This window comes from Dactylosporangium sp. NPDC051485, assembly GCF_040682015.1.
GTDB lineage: Bacteria > Actinomycetota > Actinomycetes > Mycobacteriales > Micromonosporaceae > Dactylosporangium.
On record NZ_JBFAZW010000047.1, the window covers coordinates 15,738 to 37,446 of the forward strand.

Here is a 21,709-nt window from a genome sequence, read left to right on the forward strand (position 1 = left end):
GTCTGGCACGCGGCCGTCACCTCGTGAGGACAGGGCCGAGCGCATCTCACCAACTGGCGGCACCCGGGTTACGACAAGGCCGCTCGCATGGCCGCCACCGGCGCCTTCGCCCCGGTGAAGAGCTCGAACTGGTCCACCGCCTGCCACAGCAGCAGGTCCAGGCCGGACACGATCGGGCACCCGGCGGCCTTGGCGGCGGCGGCCAGCGGCGTCGGCCAGGGGTCGTAGATCGCGTCGAAGACCACCGGGCGGGACGAGAAGTCCGCGAGCGCGAGGTGGTCGGCGGCGCCCTTCGGCACCGTCGAAATCACGATCGGCGCCGAGGCCGCCTCCGCCGCCGACGCCCAGGGCGCCGCGGTCAGCTCGACGTCGAGGGCCTCGGCCACGGGCCGCAGCTCCTCGGCCGCCTCGGGCCGGCGGGTGTAGACGGTCACGTCGGCGGCCAGGCTCGCGGCCGCGGCGATCGCCGCCCGCGCGGTGCCGCCCGCGCCGAGCAGGGCCAGCCGCGGCGTGCGCGACACCCCCGCCTCCAGCAGGGCGCGGACCATGCCGGGGGCGTCGGTGTTGTAGGCGTGCCAGCCGTAGGGTCGCCGCACCAGCGTGTTGGCCGCGCCGATGGCCGCCGCGAACGGGTCCACGAGCGCGGCGACCGTCAGCGCCACCTCCTTGAGGGGCATGGTCAGCGACAGCCCGGCCCACTCGGGGCCGAGCCCGCCGACCAGGCCGGCGAGCTCGTCCTCGGCGCACTCGATCGCGGTGTACGCCCAGTCGGTCAGGCCGGCCGCCGCGTACCCCGCGTTGTGGATCGCCGGTGAGCGCGAGTGGCCCACCGGCTTGCCCAGCACCGCTGCGCGCATCGCCTACTTCACGCCGTTCGCCTTGGCCTGCTTCTGCAGGTCCTCGAACTCGGGCCACGTCTTGGCGAACGCGGTGTCGCCCGCCTGGTTGATGGCCATGAAGTACACGTAGTCGCTCTTCGGCGGGCCGGCGGCCGCGGTCAGCGCACTCGTGCCCGGGTTGCTGATCGGGCCGATCGGCATGCCGGCGACGTCGTGGGTGTTGTACGGGTCGTTCTTGTTGTGCAGCTCGGACTGCAGCAGCTCGGTCGAGGGCTTGGCGCCCTTGCCGGTGATGCGCAGGTAGTAGTTGACCGTGCTGTCGACCTGCAGGCAGTTGCACGGGAACTTTTTGCTGTACACGCGGTTGTACAGCACCCGCACGATGCCCGGCTGGTCCTTGTCCAGCCCCTCGACCTGCGCGATGGACGCCGCGACGAGCGCCTCGAACGGCGAGATGTGCAGGTTGTTGGTCACCGCGTCGACGAACCCGATCTTGTCCATCTCCTGGTTGAACCGGGCGACGATGAGCTTCAGGATGCCGGCCGCGTCGATGTTGGGCGGCAGGTCGTAGGTCGCCGGGAACAGGAAGCCCTCGATGCCCGGGGCGCGCTGCTTGCCGTCGGTGCGGGTGTACCAGACGTCGCCGACGCCGAGCGCCTTCGGGTCCTGGGCCGCCTTCTCGAAGTCCTCGTACGGGATCTTCGTGGTCTCGGAGAGCTTCTTGAAGGTGTCCTGGTAGGTCAGGCCCTCGGCCAGCGTGACCTTGTTGACCAGGCGGCTCTTCGGGTCGAGCATCAGCGACAGCGCCATGGAGGCCTTCATCTGCTTGCGCAGGTTGTAGAACCCGGGCTGCAGTTTCTTGCTGCGCTCGTCGCTCTTGGCCGCCTCGACGAACGCCTTGGCGCTCTTGACGACGCCCTTCTGCTCCAGCGTGTTGCCGATGTCAGCGGCCACCTGGCGGTTGAGCACCTCGACCGTCACCTCGCCGGTGCCGCCGCCGTCGTAGTCGGGGGCGTTGAAGAGGCCCTTGATCCGGTCGATGCCCGCGTAGGCACCGTAGGCGAGGCCGCCGACGACCACCAGGCAGAGGAAGAACGCGAGGAAGGTCTTCCCGCCGCGGCCCTTCTTGCGGTTCCTGGCCGAGCCGGCGGCGTGGCGCCGGCGCCGGGGCCGCTCCTCCTCGTCCCAGGACAGATCGAGCTCGTCCATCTGTACTCTGCCTCCTGGCGCTCAGCCGCGAACTGCTGCACGTCTGGCGTCGAGCCAACGCTGCAGGATCTCCACCGCGGCCACCTGATCGACGACCGCGCGCTGACGTCTGCCTCTGACGCCGCGCTCCGACAGCCTACGTGTTGCCGCCGCCGTGGACATCCTCTCGTCCGCCAGTACGACGGGCACGGGCGCGGCCAGCTCGGCCAGCCGATCCGCGTATTGCCTGATCAGGACCGCCGCCGGGCCTTCCTTGCCGGCGAGGTTGATCGGCAGGCCGACAATGATCTCCACTGCCTCGTATTCACGGAGGTACCCCATAATTTCCGACATGTCGGTCGGGGTTTTACCCTCCGTGTCGGCGCGCTGATCCCTCGCGACGGTCGCGACGGGACTCGCGAGGATGCCGTCCGGATCGCACACGGCCACGCCGACCCGCACCGAACCGACGTCAATACCCAGCCGCCGGCCGCGCGTCCACTGTTCCTGCCCCACACGCGCACCCTAACCGCTCGCCGCACGGTCGCGCCCCCCGGCCGTCACCCCCTGCGAGCCCCCTAAGGCCTATTTCATAACTGAGGCGGGGCTGCGGCGGGCCCAGATTCCGCCTGGCGGCGTCCCGCGGAAGCCCGGTTACAACACCGGTAGCCTGGCTCCCGCGGGCCACCACCAGACGAAATCTGGACTCCGCCTCGCTCCCACCCCAGTTATGAAATAGGCCTTAGCCGACGAAGTACGATATGTCGGGCACCTTCGGTGACCGGGTGCGAAGCGCCATGGAGCCGAAGATCGCGAACATGACAGCGGCCCACCCGGAGCACCGGGTGGGCCGCCTGGCAAAAGCTCCTACAGCGCCTTCTCGACCGCCAGCAGGAGGTTCGGCGCCTCGGCCGCCGGCACGCCACCACCCTGGGCCAGGTCCGCGTTGCCGCCGCCCCGCCCGGACAGCGCGCCCTTCACCAGGGCACCCGCGGAAAGCCCGCGCGACTTGCCGGCCGCGTTCACCGCGACGACCAGCGACGCCTTGCCGCCCGCCCGCGAGGTCACCGCGACCACCGCCGGACGCTCTGCCGGGATGCGCCCCCGGATCTCCTGGACCAGCGTGCGCACCTCGTTGGCCGAGGTGCCCTCGGGCGCCTCGGTGGCCACGAGGGCCACCCCGCGCACGTCCCGGGCCGAGTCGGCCAGGCCGGCCGCGCCGGAGAGGACCAGCTGCGTGCGCAGCTTCTCCAGCTCCCGCTCGGCGTCGCGCAGCTGCGCCACCGTCTGCTCCACCCGGTCGGCGACCTGGTCGCCGGGGACCCGGAAGAGCTCGGCCAGGCGCGAGACGAGGACGTGCTCGCGGGCGAGGTGGCCGAAGGCGTCCAGGCCGACGAGGGCCTCGACCCGCCGTACGCCGGAACCGACCGACGCCTCCGAGAGGATCTTCACCAGGCCGAGCTGCGAGGAGCGCTCGACGTGGGTGCCGCCGCACAGCTCGCGGGCGTAGTCGCCGACCTCGACGACGCGGACCTCGTCGCCGTACTTCTCGCCGAAGAGGGCCATCGCGCCGAGCTTGCGGGCCTCCTCCTGCGAGGTGATGAACGCGTGCACGAGGAGGTCGCGCAGGAGCACCTCGTTGACCTGCTGCTCCACGTCGTGCAGGACGCTCGCGGGGACCGCGGACGGCGTGTTGAAGTCGAAGCGCAGCCGGCCCGGCGCGTTCAGCGAGCCCGCCTGGGTCGCCGACTCGCCGAGGAAGTTGCGCATCGTCTGGTGGATCAGGTGGGTCGCGGTGTGCGCGCGGGAGACCGCCCGGCGCCGGTCGACGTCGATCTCGGCGAAGGCGGTGTCGCCCGCGCGAACCTCGCCGGCGAGCACCTTCGCCCGGTGCACGACGAGGCCGGGCAGCGGCGACTGCACGTCGAGCACCTCGACCTTGCCGCCGCCGAAGGTGATGACGCCCAGGTCGGCGAGCTGGCCACCGCTCTCGGCGTAGAACGGCGTGGCGTCGAGGACGATCGAGATCTCCTCGCCCTCGCCGGCGACCGGGGCGCCCAGCAGCGAGCGCACCCGGGTCTCGCGGGAGACCTCGCGGTACCCCGTGAACTCCACCGGACCGCCCTGCTCCAGCGCCGCCCGGTAGACGGACAGGTCGGCGTGGCCGGTCTTGCGCGCCTGCGCGTCGGCCTTGGCGTTGGCCTTCTGCTCGGCCATGAGCCGGCGGAAGCCGTCCTCGTCCACCCGCAGGCCCTGCTCGGCGGCGATCTCGAGGGTCAGGTCGATCGGGAAGCCGTAGGTGTCGTGCAGCTGGAACGCCTTGTCGCCGGCGAGCACCTTCCCGCCCTTGGCCTTGGTGTCGGTCACCGCCAGGTCGAGGATCGTGGTGCCGGCGCTGAGCGTGGCCAGGAAGCGCTCCTCCTCGCCGTACGCGTACTGCGAGATCCGGTCGTACTCGGCCGCGACCTCCGGGTAGGACGGCGCCATGCAGTCGCGGGCGATCGGCAGCAGCAGCGGCAGCGACGGCCCCTCCTGCCAGCCCAGCAGGCGCATCGAGCGGATGGCCCGGCGCAGGATCCGGCGCAGCACGTAGCCGCGGCCCTCGTTGGACGGGATGACCCCGTCGGAGATGACCATGAGGGCGGTGCGCACGTGGTCGGCGATGACCCGCAGGCGTACGTCGTCGGGGTGGCTCTCCGCCGCGATGTGCGAGACCGCCTGGCCGTACCGCTTGCCGGTCAGCTCCGCCGCCTTGGCCAGGATCGGCTTGACCTCGTCGATCTCGTACAGGTTGTCGACGCCCTGCAGCATGGAGGCGATGCGCTCCAGGCCCATCCCGGTGTCGATGTTCTTGTTGGGCAGGTCACCGACGATGTCGAAGATCTCCTTCGACTTCACGTTGGTGATCTCGTGCTGCATGAAGACGAGGTTCCAGTACTCCAGGTAACGATCCTCGTCGACCTCCGGCCCGCCCTCCTTGCCGTAGGCGCCGCCCCGGTCGTAGTAGAGCTCCGAGCAGGGGCCGGCCGGGCCCGGGATGCCCATCGACCAGAAGTTGTCCTTCTTGCCGCGGCGCACGATCCGCTCGGCCGGCAGCCCGGTGCGCCTCCAGATGTCGATGGCCTCGTCGTCGTCCAGGTAGACGGTGGCCCAGATGCGCTCCGGGTCGAGGCCGAACCCACCCTTGTCCACCGGGTTCGTCGACAGCTCCCAGGCCAGCTTGATGGCGCCTTCCTTGAAGTAGTCGCCGAAGCTGAAGTTGCCGTTCATCTGGAAGAAGGTGCCGTGCCGGCTGGTCTTGCCGACCTCGTCGATGTCAGGCGTGCGGATGCACTTCTGGACGCTGGTGGCGCGGCTGTACGGCGGGGTGCGCTGGCCGAGGAAGAACGGCACGAACTGGACCATGCCCGCGTTGATGAACAGCAGGTTGGGGTCGTCGACGGCGGGCAGTGGCGCGGAGGGCACCACCGTGTGCCCATTGGCCTCGAAGTGCGCCAGGTAGCGTCGTTTGATCTCGGCGGTTCTCATCGGTCGTGCCGGCCTTCCGGGTATAGGTCCTCGTCAAGGGTCAAGCCGTCGGCGAACGCGGCGTGGATCTCGGCCTCGCGCTCGGCCATGCCGTCGCGCACGTCGTCGACGAACCCGCGCACGCTGGCCGCCAGGCCCACGGCCGAGTCGCGCGCCGACGCCGCGATGCCCTGCGGGGTGAAGGCCTGGGCCTTCTTGGTGACGGCCCGCACCACCAGTGCCCCGACGGCGAGTCCGATTCCGAGCCACAGTAGACGCCGCATGGCTCTCGCCCTTTCTACGATATTGGATGTGGTACCGCGTCAGCCCCGCCGGCGACGCTGCTTGATCTGCTCGCGCACCTCGGCCTCGTCCGCCTCGCGGCGCCGGTTCGCCGCGGCCTTGCGCACCCCGTACCCGAACGCGGCGACCTTCACCAGCGGATTGGCGGCGGCCGCACTGACCACCGTGGACAGGTTCGCGACGTTCGCGCTCACGTGCGACACGTTCTCGGTGATCGTGTCGATCCGGGCGAGCTGCATGTTGACCCCGTCGAGGGTCGTGTGGACCTGCGTCAGCGCGGTGTTGACGTTGTCGATCGTGGTGTTGACCCGCTCCAGCATCGGCGTGGTCTGGTTGGCGGCGTCGCGCAGCGCATCGGTCGCCGCGTCGATGGTGTGCCGAGCCCGCAGGATCGGCACGGCGAGCACGAGCACAAGCACGAAGAACCCACCCGACGCCACCAGCGCCGCGATACCGCCCAGGGACACGGTCACGCCGTTTCCTCCTTCACCGCATTGACCTTTACCCGTGTGGAAGCGCATTTCCAACGGAGGAACCCTACCCTCCGTGACACGGGCCCGCGCTTCGACCGGCCGCTACGGCCGCTTTTCGGCCGCACCGACCCGGTTGCCTCGTCCCCGCCCGGCCGGCACACCGGTCGTTCCCGGGACTCCGGGCTCGCCGCGCGGTCAGGTCCCCGCCCGGCCGGCACACCGGTCGTTCCCCGGACCCCGGGCTCGCCGCGCGGTCAGGGGCCGTCCGGGCCGCCGCCCCCCGGGTCGTAGCTGATCCGGTTGAAGACCTTGATGGTCGTCACCGCGAGCGGGCAGATCGCCGCCGGCGCGCCCGTCCCGCCGTCGCCGTCACCGGGCGGAGCCACGGACGGCGAGGGCGCCGCCGCCGAGGAGGCCGCCTTCGTCGGCGGCTTGACGGTCGGCGACTTCGCACCGGACGGCACCGGCGCCGGGCTGACCGTGGGCCGCGTCCCCTTCACGTCGCAGACGGCCGCGCGCACCCAGAGATCGAGCACGTACTCGTCGCGCTGCCAGCACGTCTCGATCCCGTCGACCCCCTCGGTCTGGCAGTCGGGGATGTTCCACTCGACCCACCCGGCGTCGCGCAGCTTGCCGACGAACGCCCGGTTGGTCTCCTCGGGCCCGCGCGCCGACTCCCACGTCCGCTGCCGCGACCGGCACTCCCGGATGCACCACCGGCTCCCGAGCGCCCCGTCGCTCGGATTGCGCGCCGCCCACTCGGGCAGGTGCAGGTCATCGAGCTCCACGAACACCGGATCGCGGGACAGCTCCCGGATCACGAAGAACATCGCCGGCGCCAGCACCACGGCCAGCACGACGAAGATCACGGTCGCGAACCTGAGCTGCCGCACCCGCTTCGCCTGCGCCCGCTGCAACAGCCCGAACGGCGCGATCTGCGTCGTGGACTCCCAGTCGAACGCCATCGGCGAACTGGCCGTGCCGCGGTACGTCTCCGGGTTGGGATCGAACCGCGCCAGGTCCACGAACGGCTTCGGTGGCGGCCCGTCGCCCGGGAACCGCCCGCCGGGGGCTCGCCCGCCCCCGTACGGCCCTGGCCTTCCACCGGGACCGCCCGGCCCACTCGCTGCACCGGGCCCGCCGGACCCGCCGCGCGAACCGGGCCCGCCGCGCTGACCGGACCCACCGCGCGGACCTGGCCCGCCGCCGGCTCCGGGGTCGCCCGGTCCCCCTGGTCCGCCGCCCGCCCCGCGTCCGCCCGGCCCACCGGGGCCCGCGGCAACGCCCGTGTCGCGACCGCCCGGCCCACCGGGTCCACCCGTCCCGCCGGAACGCCCAGGCTCTCCGGGTCCGTCGGGACGCCCGATCTCACCGGAACCGCCCCCACGACCACCGGGCCCCTGAGCGCCGGGACCGTTGCCGCCCCGCTGCGTCCCGGGACCACGCTCTTCCCCTGCGGGCTCGCCACCACGGACATCACCCGTGCGCGCACCGCCGCCCCGCACGTCCCTGGCGCGCGCGTCACCCGCACGCGTGCCGCCGTCCCGCACGTCCCCGGTACGCGCGTCAGCACGGACATCACCCGCACGCGTACCGCCACCCCGGGCATCACCGCCACGCAGGTCGCCGGTGCGCGACTCGCGACCACGGACGTCACCCGAGCGCGGGTCGCCGGCGCGGATGTCGCCGCTGTGCACGTCGCCACTGCGCGGGTCGGGCACACGGGGTTCGGCGCCGCGGGGTCCGGCTCCCGGGCCGGCGCGGAAGGCGGCCGGCTCGCCGGGCTCGGCCGCGTGTCGGCGCCCGCCGCCGGAGGCCCGGCCCGACTCGGCGGCCCGTCCAGCGCTGGCCGGCCCCGGCTCGCCCGAGCGCGGCTCGGGAAGCGCATGGGCCGCCCGCCGGCCGCCGCTCGGCGACTCGTGCTGCTCATCGTCGCGCGCACGCCGCCGCCCGCCGGTGGGCGACTCCTGCGCCTCGTCCCCGGACCCACGCCGGCCGGTGGGCGACTCCGCCTCCTGGCCGCCGGCCGCACGCCGCCGGCCGCCAGTCGGAGACTCCTGCTCCTGGCCACCAAAGGCCCGCCGGCCACCAGCCGGGGACTCCTCCTCCTGGCCACCGAAGGCCCGCCGGCCACCAGCCGGCGACTCCTCCTCCTGGCCACCGAAAGCTCGCCGTCCTCCTGCCGGGGACTCCTGTTCCTGGCCACCAAAGGTCCGCCGGCCACCAGCCGGGGATTCTTGCTCCTGGCCACCGAAGGCTCGCCGTCCCCCTGCCGGGGACTCCTGTTCCTGGCCGCCAATGGGCCGCCGGTCCCCGGCCGGCGATTCCTGCTTGTCGGCACGGGACGCGCGGCGGCGGCCGCCGGTGGGTGACTCCGCCGCGGAACGCCAAGGCTCGGCGTCCTCGCCGGCGGCCCTGCGGCCCCGCGAGGGCGACTCGCGCCGCTGCTCGTCCGGCGTACCCGAAATATCCGGCGCGGTGGAGATATCCGGCACGCCCGATGCGCCGGAGACCTCAGGCCTCGAGCCGGAGGTCGACTCGCGCCCCGCACCCCGTGGGAGGCGCCACGCCTCCTTCGGCTCCGGCGCGGAAGCACCTGCGGAGGGTCCGGAGGGTGCGGAGGAACCCCCGGAGGGCCCCGCCAGGCCGCTGAAACGCGTCGCCCCGCCGGACGGGGCCGCGGCACCGCCATAGGACCCGCCGCCGGACCGGGCCGCGCGACCGGACGGAGCAGCCGCGCCGCCGGACGCCGCAGCACCACCAGCCGACCCGACCGGACCGCCGGGAGTCGACGCACGACCGGACGCCGCAGCACCATCTGCCGACCCGGCCACGCCGCCGGGAGCCGACGCGCGACCGGGCGCCGAGGCACCACCGGCTGGGGCAGCCGCGCCGCCAGAAGTCGACGCGCGGCCGGACGCCGCTGGCGAGGCTCCGCTCGAGTCTGGGCCGCCGGGGGCCGTGCGGCGGGACCCGGCCGGGGACTCCCGCACGGCATCGCGCAGCGTGCGCCAATCCTGGGGCGGCGCCTCGCCCTCGGGGTCGGGACGGGAACGCTCTGCCCCTCGGGGCGCCCGCCAGGCCTGCGTCGGCTCGGCGGCGTCCCGTGGGGGCACCACCGGCGCCGCCCCCGCACCGGACGGGCCGGGGGATGCGTCGCGGTCGGCCTTTCGCGGCAGCCGCCACGCCTGGGTCGGCTCGGCCGGGGGCGGCGGCGAGCCCTCCGGGGCCGCACCGCCCCCGGACGGAGCCGAAGCGGAGGGAGCCGAAGACGAGCGGCCGAACGACGGCGGGCCGGGCTGGGCCGGGATCGGGGCGTCACCGCGGGACTGCGGCGGCGTCGCGCGCCGCGGGTTCACCCGGTCGAGCACGTCGGCTGCGGGCGCGGCGAAGCCGCCCAGGTCGTCCTCGCCGGGTTCGCGGCCCGCGCTACGCAGCTCCGCCAGCCAGCCCAGGTCCTCGTCGCTCGGGCCCTCTTCGGCCTTGCCGCGGCCGCGCCGCTTCTTGGCCTCGTCCCGACCCGATGTCACCGGTGCCGCTCCTCCGTGCTGGTCGGTTCCGAAGCGTCATTCGCCTCGGCGGACGCTACGGCCCCCCGCACGATACGCCGCAGCTTGGGCAATCGTTCCGCCACGGCGCGCTCTGCGCCATGGCCCGTAGGGCGGTAGTACTCCCGGTCGCCAAGCCCTTCCGGGGTGTACTGCTGCTGCACAACACCCATGGGGTGATCGTGCGGATATTTGTAGCCCTTCCCGTGCCCGACCCGGCTGGCCCCGCTGTAGTGCGAATCGCGTAAATGCGCGGGAACTGCACCGCCGTGCCCGGCCCGCACGTCGGCCATCGCGGCGTTGATGGCGGTGACGACCGCGTTGGACTTCGGGGCGAGGGCGAGATGGATCACGGCCTGGGCGAGGACGATCTGGACCTCGGGGAGTCCGACGTACTCCACGGCGTGCGCGGCCGCGGTGGCGATCGGCAGCGCGGTCGGGTCGGCCATGCCGATGTCCTCGCTGGCCGAGATGACCAGCCGCCGGGCGATGAACCGGGCGTCCTCCCCCGCCGTGATCATGCGGGCGAGGTAGTGCAGGGCGGCGTCGGCGTCCGAGCCGCGGATGCTCTTGATGAACGCGCTGACCACGTCGTAGTGCTCGTCGCCGTCGCGGTCGTAGCGCAGCGCGGCCACGTCGACCGCCTTCTCCGCCGTGGCGAGGTCGACGGTCGGGGCGCCCTGCGCGATCGCGGCGCCCGCGGCGGCCTCGAGCGCGGTGAGGGCCTTTCGCACGTCGCCGCGGGCCAGCCGTACCAGATGCGCCTCGGCATCGTCGTCCAGCGTCACGGCGCCGTCCAGGCCCCGCTCGTCGGTCACCGCCCGGCGCAGCAGCGCCCGCACGTCGTCGTCGGTGAGCGGCTGCAACGTGAGCAGCACGCAGCGCGACAGCAGGGGCGAGATGACCGAGAAGTACGGGTTCTCGGTGGTCGCGGCCAGCAGGGTCACCGTGCGGTCCTCGACGGCGGCGAGCAGCGAGTCCTGCTGGGTCTTGCTGAACCGGTGGACCTCGTCGATGAACAGCACCGTCGGCGGGCCGCCCCGGCGGCGCTCGCGGCGGGCGGTGTCGATTACGGCGCGGACGTCCTTGACCCCGGCGGACAGGGCGGAGAGGGCCACGAAGCGCCGGTCGGTCGCGCCGGCCACCAGGTGCGCGATGGTCGTCTTGCCGGAGCCGGGCGGGCCCCAAAGAATCACCGACATGGGCGAGGCGCCGCCGACGAGCTGGCGCAGGGGTGCGCCCGGGGCCAGCAGGTGCTGCTGGCCGACGAGCTCGTCGAGGCTGACCGGGCGCATCCGCACCGCGAGCGGCGAGTCGGCCGCAACGTCGGTGAAGCCACCCGGTGCGACTGAGCTCCCTTGCGAAGAAACCCAGTCGGCACCGGATGGTTGCACTTCAAACAAGCCGTCCACGGGCCCAGACCCTACAGTCCGGAGCTCACTTCGAGCGCTCGACCGGGACCTTGACGTCGGCGGACGCGGGCGCGGGGGCCTTCGGCTTGGCGTCGACGCCCGCCTCGGCCCGCTGCTCGGCCGTGATCGCCGTGGGCGCGCCGGTCAGCGGGTCGTAGCCGCCGCCCGTCTTCGGGAAGGCGATGACCTCGCGGATCGAGTCGGCGCCGGACAGCAGCATGCAGATGCGGTCCCAGCCGAAGGCGATGCCGGCGTGCGGCGGCGGGCCGTACTTGAACGCCTCGAGCAGGAAGCCGAACTTGTCGGCGGCGTCCTCGGCCGAGATGCCGAGCATGTCGAAGACCCGGCGCTGCACGTCGCCGCGGTGGATACGGACCGAGCCGCCGCCGATCTCGTTGCCGTTGCACACGATGTCGTAGGCGTAGGCGAGGGCCTCGCCCGGCGCCTCCTCGAACCGGTCGATCCAGTCGCGGTTGGGCGAGGTGAACGGGTGGTGCACCGCGGTCCAGCCCTTCGCCCCGCCGCCGGTGCCGCCGGCGTCGGGGTCCGTCGGCTCGAACATCGGCGCGTCGACGATCCAGCAGAACGCCCAGGCGCTCTCGTCCACCAGGTTGGCCCGCTTGGCGATCTCGATGCGGGCCGCGCCCAGCAGCTCCTGGGCCCCGCGGCGGTCGGTCGAGGCGACGAAGAACACGGCGTCGCCGGGCTTGGCGCCGACGAAGTCCGCCAGACCCGCCAGGTGCTCCTCGGACAGGTTCTTCGCCACCGGGCCGCGCGGCTCGCCGGTGGAGGCGTCGAGGACCACGTAGGCCAGGCCCTTGGCGCCGCGCGCCTTGGCCCAGTCCTGCCAGCCGTCGAGCTCCTTGCGGGTCTGGGCGGCGCCGCCGGGCATCACGACCGCGCCGACGTAGCCGCCCGCGTCGATGGCGCCGGCGAACACGCGGAACTCGGTGCCGCGCAGGTACTCGGTCAGCTCGGTGAGCTCCACGGAGTAGCGCAGGTCGGGCTTGTCGGAGCCGTAGCGCGCCATGGCGTCGTGCCAGGTCAGGTGCGGGATGGCGCCGGCGATCTCGTGCCCGGCGAGGTCGGACCAGAGCGCGCGGACGATCGACTCGCCCAGCTCGAGGATGTCGTCCTGGGTCACGAACGACATCTCGATGTCCAGCTGGGTGAACTCCGGCTGGCGGTCGGCCCGGAAGCCCTCGTCGCGGTAGCAGCGGGCGATCTGGTAGTAGCGCTCCAGGCCGCCGACCATGAGCAGCTGCTTGAACAGCTGCGGCGACTGGGGCAGCGCATACCAGGTGCCCGGCTGCAGGCGCACCGGCACCAGGAAGTCGCGGGCCCCCTCCGGCGTGGAGCGGGTCAGCGTCGGCGTCTCGACCTCGACGAAGTCGCGCTCGGCGAGCAGGTTGCGGGCGATCTGGTTGGCCCGGCTGCGCAGCTTCATCGCCTTGTGCGGGCCCGAGCGGCGCAGGTCGAGGTAGCGGTAGCGGTAGCGCACGTCGTCGCTGGCCGCCTCGGCGTCGTCGATCGGCAGGGGCAGCGGTGCGGCCTCCGACAGCACCTCGAGCCCGGTGGCGACCACCTCGACCTCGCCGGTGGGCAGGTCGGGGTTCTCGTTGCCGGCCGGGCGGGGCCGCACGTCGCCGGTGACGAGCACGCAGTATTCGTTGCGCAGCGCGTGCGCGGCCGCCATCTCCTCGCGGAAGACCACCTGGACGACGCCCGAGGCGTCGCGGAGGTCGACGAAGATGACCCCGCCGTGGTCGCGGCGGCGGGCCACCCAGCCGGCCAGCGTCACGGTCGTTCCGGCGTCGGCGCCACGCAGGGTGCCGGACTCATGGGATCGGATCACGGGGTCTCCTTCGGCGAACTACGCAAGACGTCCCATTCTTTCACTGCAGGGTCGGCGCCATGTCCGCGGCCGGGGGGTTCCACGCGCCGCTGTCCGCGGCCACCTGCTCGCCCGAGCGGATGTCCTTGACCTGGTCGCCACCCTCGGCCGAGGCGCTGGCCGGGAACCACACGAACGGGATGCCCCGCCGCTCGGCGTAGCGGATCTGCTTGCCCAGCTTGGCCGGCACGGGCGCGACCTCGGTGGCGATCCCCCGGGCGCGCAGGGCAGCGGCGATGCGGTTGCTGCCCGCCCGCTCCTCCTCGCTCCACAGCGCGACGAGCACCGCGGTCGGCGTGGGCCGGCTCACGGCGAGGGCGTCGCTGTCGAAGAGCAGGCCGAGCAGGCGGGACACGCCGATGGAGATGCCGACGCCGGGGAAGACGTCCTTGCCGGCGCTCGCGAGGTTGTCGTACCGGCCGCCGGAGCAGATCGAGCCGTACTTTTCGTAGCCGACCAGCTCCGTCTCGTACACGGTGCCGGTGTAGTAGTCGAGCCCCCGGGCGATCTTCAGCGTCGCCTCGACCAGCCCCGGCGAGTGCTCGCGGGCGGTCTCCACGACGGCGGCCAGCTCCGCGATGCCCTCGTCCAGCAGCGGGTGCTCGACGCCGAGGGCGCGCACGGCGTCGGCGAAGGACGCGTCCTGCGAGCGGATCTCGGCCAGCGCCAGGCAGGCCTTGGCCTGCGCCTCGGTCCCGCCGGCCCCGATGATCAGCTCGGCCACGGCACTCGGACCGATTTTGTCGAGTTTGTCGACTATCCTGAGAATTTCCTCGGGGTCCCCCAGGCCGAGGCCGCGGTAGAAGCCCTCGCAGAGCTTCCGGTTGTTCACCATGATCCGGACGGCCGGAATCGGCAGCGAGCGCAGCGCGTCGCCGATGACCAGGGGGATCTCGGCCTCGTAGTGGGGCGGGAGGGTGTCCCGGTCGACGATGTCGATGTCGGCCTGGAGAAACTCCCGATAGCGGCCGGCCTGCGGTTTCTCGCCCCGCCACACCTTTTGGATCTGGTAGCGCCGGAAGGGGAACTGCAGCTTGCCAGCATTTTCGAGGACATAACGGGCGAACGGAACGGTCAGGTCGAAGTGCAACCCAAGGCTCACCTCGTCGTCAACGCCATCAACGGCCTGAAGCCGGCGCAGGGTGTACACCTCCTTGGAGGTCTCCCCCTTGCGCAGCAGCTGGTCGAGCGGCTCGACGGCGCGGGTCTCCAGCGGCGCGAAGCCGTAGAGCTCGAACGTGCGGCGCAGCCGGTCCAGCACCTGCTGCTCGGCGAGGCGCTGGGCGGGGAGCCACTCCGGGAAGCCGGACAGCGGCGTGGGTCGGGTCATCGTTCTCTACCAACCTTTACGCGGCGCCTGCAGCGCCTCACGGAGGTACGGATTGTGCGCGCGCTCCCGCCCGATGGTGGTCTCGGACCCGTGGCCGGGCAGCACGACCGTGTCGTCGGGCAGGGTCAGCACCTTGTCGCGCAGGCTCGCCATCATCTGCTCCAGGCTGCCGCCAGGCAGGTCGGTGCGACCGATCGAGTCGCGGAAGAGCACGTCGCCGGAGAAGACCAGCCGCTCGCCCTCGTCCTCGCCGCGGAACATCACGGAGCCGCGGGTGTGCCCGGGCGCGTGGTCGACGGCCAGCTGCAGCCCGGCCAGCTCCAGCACCAGGCCGTCGGCGAGCGGCTTGACGTCCTCCGGCTCGCTCCAGGTCAGCCGCCCGCCGAAGAGCGCGGTGAGGTCCGCGCTGAGGCCCTTGGCCGGGTCGGCGAGCATCTCGTCGTCGTCCGGGTGGATGTAGGCGGTGATCCCGCGGGCGTTGCAGACGGGGGTGACGGAGAACGTATGGTCGAGGTGACCATGCGTGAGCAGCACCGCAACCGGCTGGAGCCGATGCTCGGCGATGAGCTCATCGAGCCGATCGGCGACCCCGATGCCCGGGTCGACGATGACGCACTGCTCTCCCGGCGCGGGGGCCACGACAAAGCAGTTGGTCCCGAACGCCTCGGCGGGGAACCCGGCTACCAGCACGGGGGTGCTCCTCCCTGTCGATGTCCCGCTGACACCCGTCTGCGGCGGGCGCCAAACCAAAGCGGGCAGCAGGTAGACCCTATCCGGAGGTCAGACACAGCGAACCGTGACCGGGCGGCGACCCGCATTCCGGGTTCTACCCGTACACTCTGGCGGGCGTGTGACGTGGCACCCAAATGTATTTTCCTGGAGGGGAGCACCGGTGGCTTCCAGTAAGAGCCGGCAGCGCGCCTTGGCGCGGGCCAAGGCGGAACGACAGATCGCCCGGCGGGCAGCGGCCGCACGCCGCCGTCGCCAGTGGCAGGCAGGAATCGGCAGCGCCGTGGTGCTCGCGCTGCTCGTCCTGCTGGTGATCTGGAAGACCGGCGGCTTCTCGTCGACCCCCGCCAGGGTCGCGGACTGCGCATACACCTCCGTGGACGCGGGCAACGGTGTCACCGACGTCGGCAAGCCGCCGACGAACGACGTGGTCAAGAACGGCGTCAAGACCATGACGATCAGCCTCGGCCAGGGCACCGTGACCGCCAAGCTCGACCCGGCCAAGGCGCCGTGCACGGTCAACAGCTTCACCTACCTGGCCAGCAAGAACTTCTTCAACAACACCCCCTGCCACCGGGTGACCGACGCGATCCTGCAGTGCGGCGACCCGTCCGGCACCAGCACCGGCGGCCCGGCCTACCGCTTCCCGAACGAGAACGTGCCGTCGCCGCTGGCCCCGTCGGCGGAGCCGAGCACGGACGCGGCCCCCTCGGCCGCCGCGGGCGACAAGGCGCTGTACCCGAAGGGCACCATCGCGATGGCGCACTCGGCGCAGCCGGACAGCAACGGCAGCCAGTTCTTCCTGGTCTTCAAGGACGTGCAGTACCCGGCCGACTACACCATCTTCGGCACCATCACGGGCGGCCTGGACGTGCTGGAGAAGATCGGCCAGACCGGCACCGCCGACGGCTCGGCTGACGGCAAGCCCAAGGAGGACGTGAAGATCAGCTCGCTGACCGTCACCGACACCGCGCCGGACGACTCCCAGCCGACCCCGGCCCCCTCGACGGCGCCGTCCACGGCGCCCGGGACGTCGGCCGCCCCCTCGGCCGGCACGCCGAGCAGCAAGTCGTAGTCGTAGCCACCCCATCCCTTCCCTGTTGAGCAAGGAGTACCGACCGTGACCACCAACCGGGACCGCCAGCGCGCCGCAGCGCGTGCGCGGCTGGAGCGGGAGATGAGCCATCGGGCCGAGCAGTCCCGGGTCCGGCGGCGTCGGAATACGACGATCGCAGCCGGGGCGGGCGCCCTGATCGTGCTGCTCGCGGCGGCGTGGGTGGTCATCGCGGTGACCAGCGACGGCGACAAGAAGAACCAGGCCGCGGCCGACCCCTCGGCCACGCCGACGCCGACGAGCTGCTCGTTCCTGCCGATGGCCCACCCGAGCACCTCCGCCTCGCCGGACCCGGAGACGGCCAAGTACACCAAGGACGTCGGCCTGCCCCCCGCCACCGGCGAGGCCCGCACCGGCACCCAGACGATGACGCTGGACACCTCCGCCGGCACCATCAAGATCCAGGTGGACACCGCCCACGCGCCGTGCGCCGCGGAAAGCTTCACCTACCTGGCGAGCAAGAAGTTCTTCGACAACTCGATCTGCCACCGCCTGGTGCTGCAGCAGGTGTACGTGCTGCAGTGCGGCGACCCGTCCGGCACCGGCTACGGCGGCCCGAGCTACCGCTACGCGGAGGAGAACCTCCCGACGGACAAGCGCCCGGCCTACGCCGAGGGCGTGGTCGCGATGGCGAACAACGGCCAGCCGGCGTCCACGGGCAGCCAGTTCTTCATCGTGTACAAGGACATCGAGGACAGCGCCCAGCTCAAGCCGAACTACACGGTCATCGGCCGGGTGACCGAGGGCCTCGACCTGGTCAAGAAGATCGCCGCGGCGGGCGTGCAGCCCGAGCCGTCGGCCGAGCCGTCGGCCCCGGCCAGCGAGGGCAAGCCGAAGACCGAAGTGAAGATCAACTCGCTGACGATGAGCACCCCGCAGCCGTAACCGGCTCAGACGAAGTGAGGGCCGCCCCCGCGTGGGGGCGGCCCTCACTGTTGTTGCCTCAGGCGCCGGACGTGACCCGGTAGGCGTCGTAGACCCCGTCGATCCGCCGCACGGCCGCCAGCAGGTGGTTGAGGTGCTTCGGGTCGGCCATCTCGAACGAGAACCGGCTGATCGCCACCCGGTCGCGGGTCGTGGTCACGGTCGCGGACAGGATGTTGACCTTCTCGTCGGACAGCACCCGGGTCACGTCGGCCAGGAGCTTGTGCCGGTCGAGGGCCTCGACCTGGATCGCCACCAGGAAGGTCGACGCGCTCGTCGGCTTCCAGCTGACCTCCAGGACCCGCTCGGGCTGCTCCTTGAGGTCCGCCGCGTTGGCACAGTCGTCGCGGTGCACGCTGACCCCGCCGGAGCGCGTCACGAAGCCGAACACCGCGTCCCCGGGGACCGGCGTGCAGCAGCGGGCCAGCTTGATCCACACGTCGTCGACGCCGAGGACCTCCACGCCCGGGTCCGAGGCCGCGGTACGCGTCCGGGCCGGTCGCGTGGGAATCGCCGTCTCGGCGATGTCCTCGACCGCGCCCTCCTCGCCGCCGTAGCCGGCCACCAGCCGCTGCACGATGGACTGTGCCGAGGCCTGGCCGTCGCCGACCGCGGCGTAGAGGGCGGCCACGTCGGTGAGGTGCAGCTCGCGGGCGATGGTCATCAGCGACTCGGACGTGAGCAGGCGCTGCAGCGGCAGCCCCTGCTTGCGCATCGCCTTGACGATCGCCTCCTTGCCGGCCTCGATCGCCTCCTCGCGGCGCTCCTTGTTGAAGTACTGCCGGATCTTGGTGCGGGCCCGGGGGCTCTTGACGAAGCCCAGCCAGTCCTGCGTGGGGCCGGCGGTCTCCGACTTCGACGTGAAGATCTCGATCACGTCGCCGTTGGACAGGGTGCTCTCCAGCGGCACCAGCTTGCCGTTGACCCGCGCCCCGATGCACTTGTGCCCGACCTCGGTGTGCACCGCGTAGGCGAAGTCGACCGGGGTGGAGCCGGTGGGCAGCGCGATGACGTCGCCCTTGGGCGTGAAGACATACACCTCCTGGCTGGACAGGTCGAAGCGCAGCGCGTCGAGGAACTCGCTCGGGTCGCTCGCCTCGCGCTGCCAGTCCAGCAGCTGCCGCAGCCAGGTCATCTCGTCGATGTGCGCCGGCGGGCCGGCGATCGTGGCGTTCTTCGTCTCCTTGTAGCGCCAGTGCGCCGCGATACCGTACTCCGCCGTGCGGTGCATCGCATAGGTGCGGATCTGCAGCTCGACAGGCTTGCCGGTGGGTCCGATGACCGTCGTGTGCAGCGACTGGTACATGTTGAACTTCGGCATGGCGATGTAGTCCTTGAACCGGCCCGGCACGGGCTGCCAGTTCGCGTGGATCACACCGAGCGCCGCGTAGCAGTCGCGCACCGTGTCGACCAGGATGCGCACGCCCACCAGGTCGTAGATGTCGCCGAAGTCGCGGCCGCGCACGATCATCTTCTGGTACACGGAGTACAGGTGCTTCGGCCGGCCGGTGACCTCGGACTTGATCTTGGCCGTCTTGAGGTCGTTGGCCACCTTCTGGGTCACCGTGCGCAGCAGCGAGTCGCGCTGGGGCGTGTGCTCGGCGATGAGCCGGCTGATCTCGTCGAAGCGCTTGGGGAACAGCGTGCGGAACGCCAGGTCCTCCAGCTCCCACTTGATCGTGTTCATGCCCAGCCGGTGGGCCAGCGGGGCCAGGATCTCGAGCGTCTCCTTGGCCTTCTGCTCCTGCTTGGGGCGGGGCAGGAAGGTCAGGGTGCGCATGTTGTGCAGCCGGTCGGCGAGCTTGATCACCAGCACCCGCGGGTCCTTGGCCATGGCCACGACCATCTTGCGGATCGTCTCGGCCTTGGCCGCGTCGCCCAGCTTGACCTTGTCGAGCTTGGTCACGCCGTCGACGAGCAGCGCGACCTCGCCGCCGAAGTCGACCTGCATGCGCTCGATCGTGTATTCGGTGTCCTCGATCGTGTCGTGCAGCAGGGCGGCGACCAGCGTGGTGGTGTCCATGCCCAGGTCGGCGAGGATCGTGGCGACGGCGAGCGGGTGCGTGATGTAGGGGTCGCCGGACTTGCGGTACTGCCCCTTGTGGAAGTGCTCGGCCATGTCGTAGGCCCGCTGGAGCAGGCGCACGTCGGCCTTCGGGTGGCTGGCCTTGTGCTGGGCGATCAGCGGCTCCAGCACCTCGCTGACCGAGGGGCTCTGCCAGGGCGCGTTGAACCGGGCCAGCCGGGCCCGCACCCGGCGGCCGGTCGGCGCGGCGCCCACGATGCCGGCGACGGCGCCCGTGACGCCCCCGGCGGCGTCGGTCAGGTCCTCGGTGTCCTCGCCGAGGATCTCCTCGGGCGGGCGGCGCCCCGCCCCCGACCCGGTCGACCCGCCGGGCCGGTCCGTGGACCGGCGCTGGGGGGTGCCGTTGGGGGCGACGGGGAACTGCAGCACCACGCCGCCCGCCTCCGCCGTCTCCGGCGGGGCAGACTCATGGACGTCCTGCGGTTCATCCTGCACGTGGTCGACCGTACCCTCGATGGGGGGTGCGATGTCGCCGGTCACCGGCCGCTCCTCACGCCGACAACGTTTCGAACCGCAAGCTTACCCGGCCCCACCGGGATTTCCTGCCAGCGGAAAACCCCGGAACAGCACGAAAACACCCGGGCAACGCCTCTCAGACGGTCAACAGGGCATGAACCGGGCGCGGGGCCAGCCGGGACCGCCCATCGAGGAACGACAGCTCCAGCACGACGCTGAAGCCGCTGACCCGCCCGCCGGCCCGCTCGATGAGCCCCAGGGTGGCGGCGGCGGTGCCCCCGGTCGCCAGCACGTCGTCGACGACCAGCACCCGCTCCCCCGCCACGAAGGCGTCGGCGTGCACCTCGATGGTGGCCTCGCCGTACTCCAGCGCGTAGCTCGCCGACACGGTGTCCCGGGGCAGCTTGCCGGCCTTGCGGATCGGCACCACGCCCCGGCCGGTGGCGTAGGCGATGGCGGCGGCGATCACGAACCCGCGGGCCTCGATCCCGGCGACCACGTCGAAGCTGTCCACCCCCTGCTCGGCGATGATCGCGTCGATCGCGGCGGCGAAGGCCGGACCGTCGGCGAAGAGCGGCATGAGGTCCTTGAACACGATCCCGGGCTTCGGGAAGTCGGGGACGTCCAGCACCTTGCTCGCGACCAGCTCGGCGATCTCCACCGGTGCTCCTCCCAGCAACACGAATCCCAGCAACACGAACGGGCGCCGCATGCGCGGCGCCCGTCGATTCTCACAGCCGTTCGGCTACCGCCGAGCGCCGCCCCCACCGGGGCGGCCGCCCGCGCGGGGCCGCTTGCCCTGGCCGGGCCGGGCCGCCGGGCGCGCGCCCGGGCGGGGCGCCGCGCCGGCCAGCTCCGAGCGCTCGACCGCCTTCACGCCGACCGGCACCCCGTCGCTGTCCAGGGCCGGCTCCTTGGCCCGCTGCGCCTGCTCCTTGGCCTGCGCCACGCGCTTGTTCTGGACCCGGTTGGCGTGCTGCTGCAGCCGCGGCTCGCGGCTCTTGAGCTCGGCCAGCACGGGCGTGGCGAAGAAGATGGACGAGTAGACCGCAACGCCCATACCGATGAAGAGCACCAGGCCGAGGTCCTTCAGCGTGCCGGCGCCCAGCAGGCCCGCGCCGATGAAGAGCAGGCCGCCGACCGGCAGCAGCGCCACCAGGCCGGTGTTGATGGAGCGCATCAGCGTCTGGTTGACCGCCAGGTTGGCCGCCTCGGAGTAGGTCGTCGTGCTGGAGCCGGTGATGCCCCGGGTGTTCTCCTGCACCTTGTCGAACACCACGACGACGTCGTAGAGCGCGAAACCGAGAATTGTCAGGAAGCCGATGACGGTCGACGGGGTGACCTCGAAGCCGACCAGCGAATACACGCCGCCCGTCAGCACCAGGTCGAGCAGCAGCGAGGCGACCGCGGCCGCGGCCATCCGCCACTCGAACCGGGCGATGAGGTACACCAGCACCGCGGCGAGGAAGATCGCGAGGCTCAGCGCCGCCTTGGTGGTGACCTGGCCGCCCCACGAGGTGCTCACCGCGCTGTCGCTGATCTGCGCCGCGTCGATGTTGAAGTGCTTGGCGACGGTGTCCTTGATCTCCGTCTGCCGGGCGGCGTCGTTGATCAGCTCGGTCTTGATGATGTACTGGCTGTCGCCGATCGTCTGGCCGGTCTTGACCGAGACGCCGGCGTCGGTGAACGCCTGCTCGACCTGGTCCAGCGTGCCGACCTTGACCGGGACGTTGTACTGGTTGCCGCCCTCGAACTCGATGCCGAGGGTGAAGCCGCGGACCAGCATGCTCGCGATCGCGATCACGATCGCCACGCCGGCGACGATGAACCAGACCTTGCGGCGGCCCACGATGTCGACGCCGGCCTCACCACGGTAGAGCCGGGCTGCGATGCCACTGGCGCTCAT

At 72.0% G+C, this 21,709-nt stretch carries 16 protein-coding genes and 1 pseudogene; 3 read left to right on the forward strand and 14 right to left on the reverse strand.

Annotated features, from left to right (window positions below; translation table 11 throughout):
- Positions 1-68: 68 nt before the first annotated feature.
- The 7 genes from AB0M46_RS25625 to AB0M46_RS25655 all read right to left on the reverse strand — a co-directional run bounded on the left by AB0M46_RS25625 (position 69) and on the right by AB0M46_RS25655 (position 7,335).
- Complete coding sequence (locus AB0M46_RS25625) at positions 69-857, reverse strand: shikimate dehydrogenase (protein ID WP_363339717.1); 789 nt, start codon at positions 855-857, stop codon at positions 69-71.
- Between the two features lie 3 nt (positions 858-860).
- Complete coding sequence (gene mltG, locus AB0M46_RS25630) at positions 861-2,048, reverse strand: endolytic transglycosylase MltG (protein WP_363339719.1); 1,188 nt, start codon at positions 2,046-2,048, stop codon at positions 861-863.
- A gap of 21 nt (positions 2,049-2,069) precedes the next feature.
- A complete protein-coding gene (gene ruvX / locus AB0M46_RS25635; protein WP_363339721.1) occupies positions 2,070-2,543 on the reverse strand; it encodes a Holliday junction resolvase RuvX in 474 nt (157 codons plus the stop codon).
- A 351-nt stretch (positions 2,544-2,894) separates the two neighbouring features.
- The gene (gene alaS / locus AB0M46_RS25640) at positions 2,895-5,555 is read right to left on the reverse strand and encodes an alanine--tRNA ligase (protein ID WP_363339722.1); all 2,661 of its coding nucleotides are present in this window, start codon (positions 5,553-5,555) and stop codon (positions 2,895-2,897) included.
- Positions 5,552-5,818: a hypothetical protein gene (locus AB0M46_RS25645; protein WP_363339723.1), complete on the reverse strand. Its 267-nt coding sequence runs from the start codon at positions 5,816-5,818 to the stop codon at positions 5,552-5,554. Before AB0M46_RS25645 ends, alaS begins: the two co-directional genes overlap by 4 nt.
- Before the next feature lie 39 nt (positions 5,819-5,857).
- On the reverse strand, positions 5,858-6,304 hold the full coding sequence (locus AB0M46_RS25650; RefSeq protein ID WP_344617083.1) for a DUF948 domain-containing protein: 447 nt from the start codon (positions 6,302-6,304) through the stop codon (positions 5,858-5,860).
- A gap of 260 nt (positions 6,305-6,564) precedes the next feature.
- Positions 6,565-7,335, reverse strand: coding sequence for a hypothetical protein (locus tag AB0M46_RS25655; RefSeq protein WP_363339724.1), 771 nt, complete (start codon positions 7,333-7,335; stop codon positions 6,565-6,567).
- Between the two features lie 666 nt (positions 7,336-8,001).
- On the opposite strand from AB0M46_RS25655, the gene AB0M46_RS25660 reads away from it, so the two are divergent.
- Positions 8,002-8,682: a hypothetical protein gene (locus AB0M46_RS25660; protein WP_363339726.1), complete on the forward strand. Its 681-nt coding sequence runs from the start codon at positions 8,002-8,004 to the stop codon at positions 8,680-8,682.
- Positions 8,683-9,884: 1,202 nt separating this feature from the next.
- Here the strand turns inward: AB0M46_RS25660 and AB0M46_RS25665 are convergent.
- The 4 genes and pseudogenes from AB0M46_RS25665 to AB0M46_RS25680 form a co-directional block, all read right to left on the reverse strand.
- A pseudogene (locus AB0M46_RS25665) lies at positions 9,885-11,252 on the reverse strand (replication-associated recombination protein A); the annotation flags it as partial.
- A 43-nt stretch (positions 11,253-11,295) separates the two neighbouring features.
- Positions 11,296-13,125, reverse strand: a complete 1,830-nt coding sequence (aspS, locus tag AB0M46_RS25670) for an aspartate--tRNA ligase (protein ID WP_363339728.1) — start codon at positions 13,123-13,125, stop codon at positions 11,296-11,298.
- 40 nt (positions 13,126-13,165) lie between these two features.
- Entirely contained in the window at positions 13,166-14,494 is a 1,329-nt protein-coding gene (hisS, locus tag AB0M46_RS25675; protein WP_363339729.1) for a histidine--tRNA ligase, read from the reverse strand.
- Positions 14,495-14,500: 6 nt separating this feature from the next.
- Complete coding sequence (locus AB0M46_RS25680) at positions 14,501-15,184, reverse strand: MBL fold metallo-hydrolase (protein WP_363339731.1); 684 nt, start codon at positions 15,182-15,184, stop codon at positions 14,501-14,503.
- Positions 15,185-15,386: 202 nt separating this feature from the next.
- On the opposite strand from AB0M46_RS25680, the gene AB0M46_RS25685 reads away from it, so the two are divergent.
- Complete coding sequence (locus AB0M46_RS25685) at positions 15,387-16,298, forward strand: peptidylprolyl isomerase (protein ID WP_363339733.1); 912 nt, start codon at positions 15,387-15,389, stop codon at positions 16,296-16,298.
- Between the two features lie 45 nt (positions 16,299-16,343).
- Positions 16,344-17,222: a peptidylprolyl isomerase gene (locus tag AB0M46_RS25690; RefSeq protein ID WP_363339735.1), complete on the forward strand. Its 879-nt coding sequence runs from the start codon at positions 16,344-16,346 to the stop codon at positions 17,220-17,222.
- Between the two features lie 58 nt (positions 17,223-17,280).
- Here the strand turns inward: AB0M46_RS25690 and AB0M46_RS25695 are convergent, their stop codons facing one another.
- The 3 genes from AB0M46_RS25695 to secF form a co-directional block, all read right to left on the reverse strand.
- Entirely contained in the window at positions 17,281-19,827 is a 2,547-nt protein-coding gene (locus AB0M46_RS25695) for a bifunctional (p)ppGpp synthetase/guanosine-3',5'-bis(diphosphate) 3'-pyrophosphohydrolase (RefSeq protein ID WP_363339738.1), read from the reverse strand.
- 112 nt (positions 19,828-19,939) lie between these two features.
- The gene (locus AB0M46_RS25700) at positions 19,940-20,464 is read right to left on the reverse strand and encodes an adenine phosphoribosyltransferase (RefSeq protein WP_363339740.1); all 525 of its coding nucleotides are present in this window, start codon (positions 20,462-20,464) and stop codon (positions 19,940-19,942) included.
- 84 nt (positions 20,465-20,548) lie between these two features.
- Positions 20,549-21,709, reverse strand: a complete 1,161-nt coding sequence (gene secF / locus AB0M46_RS25705) for a protein translocase subunit SecF (protein WP_363339742.1) — start codon at positions 21,707-21,709, stop codon at positions 20,549-20,551.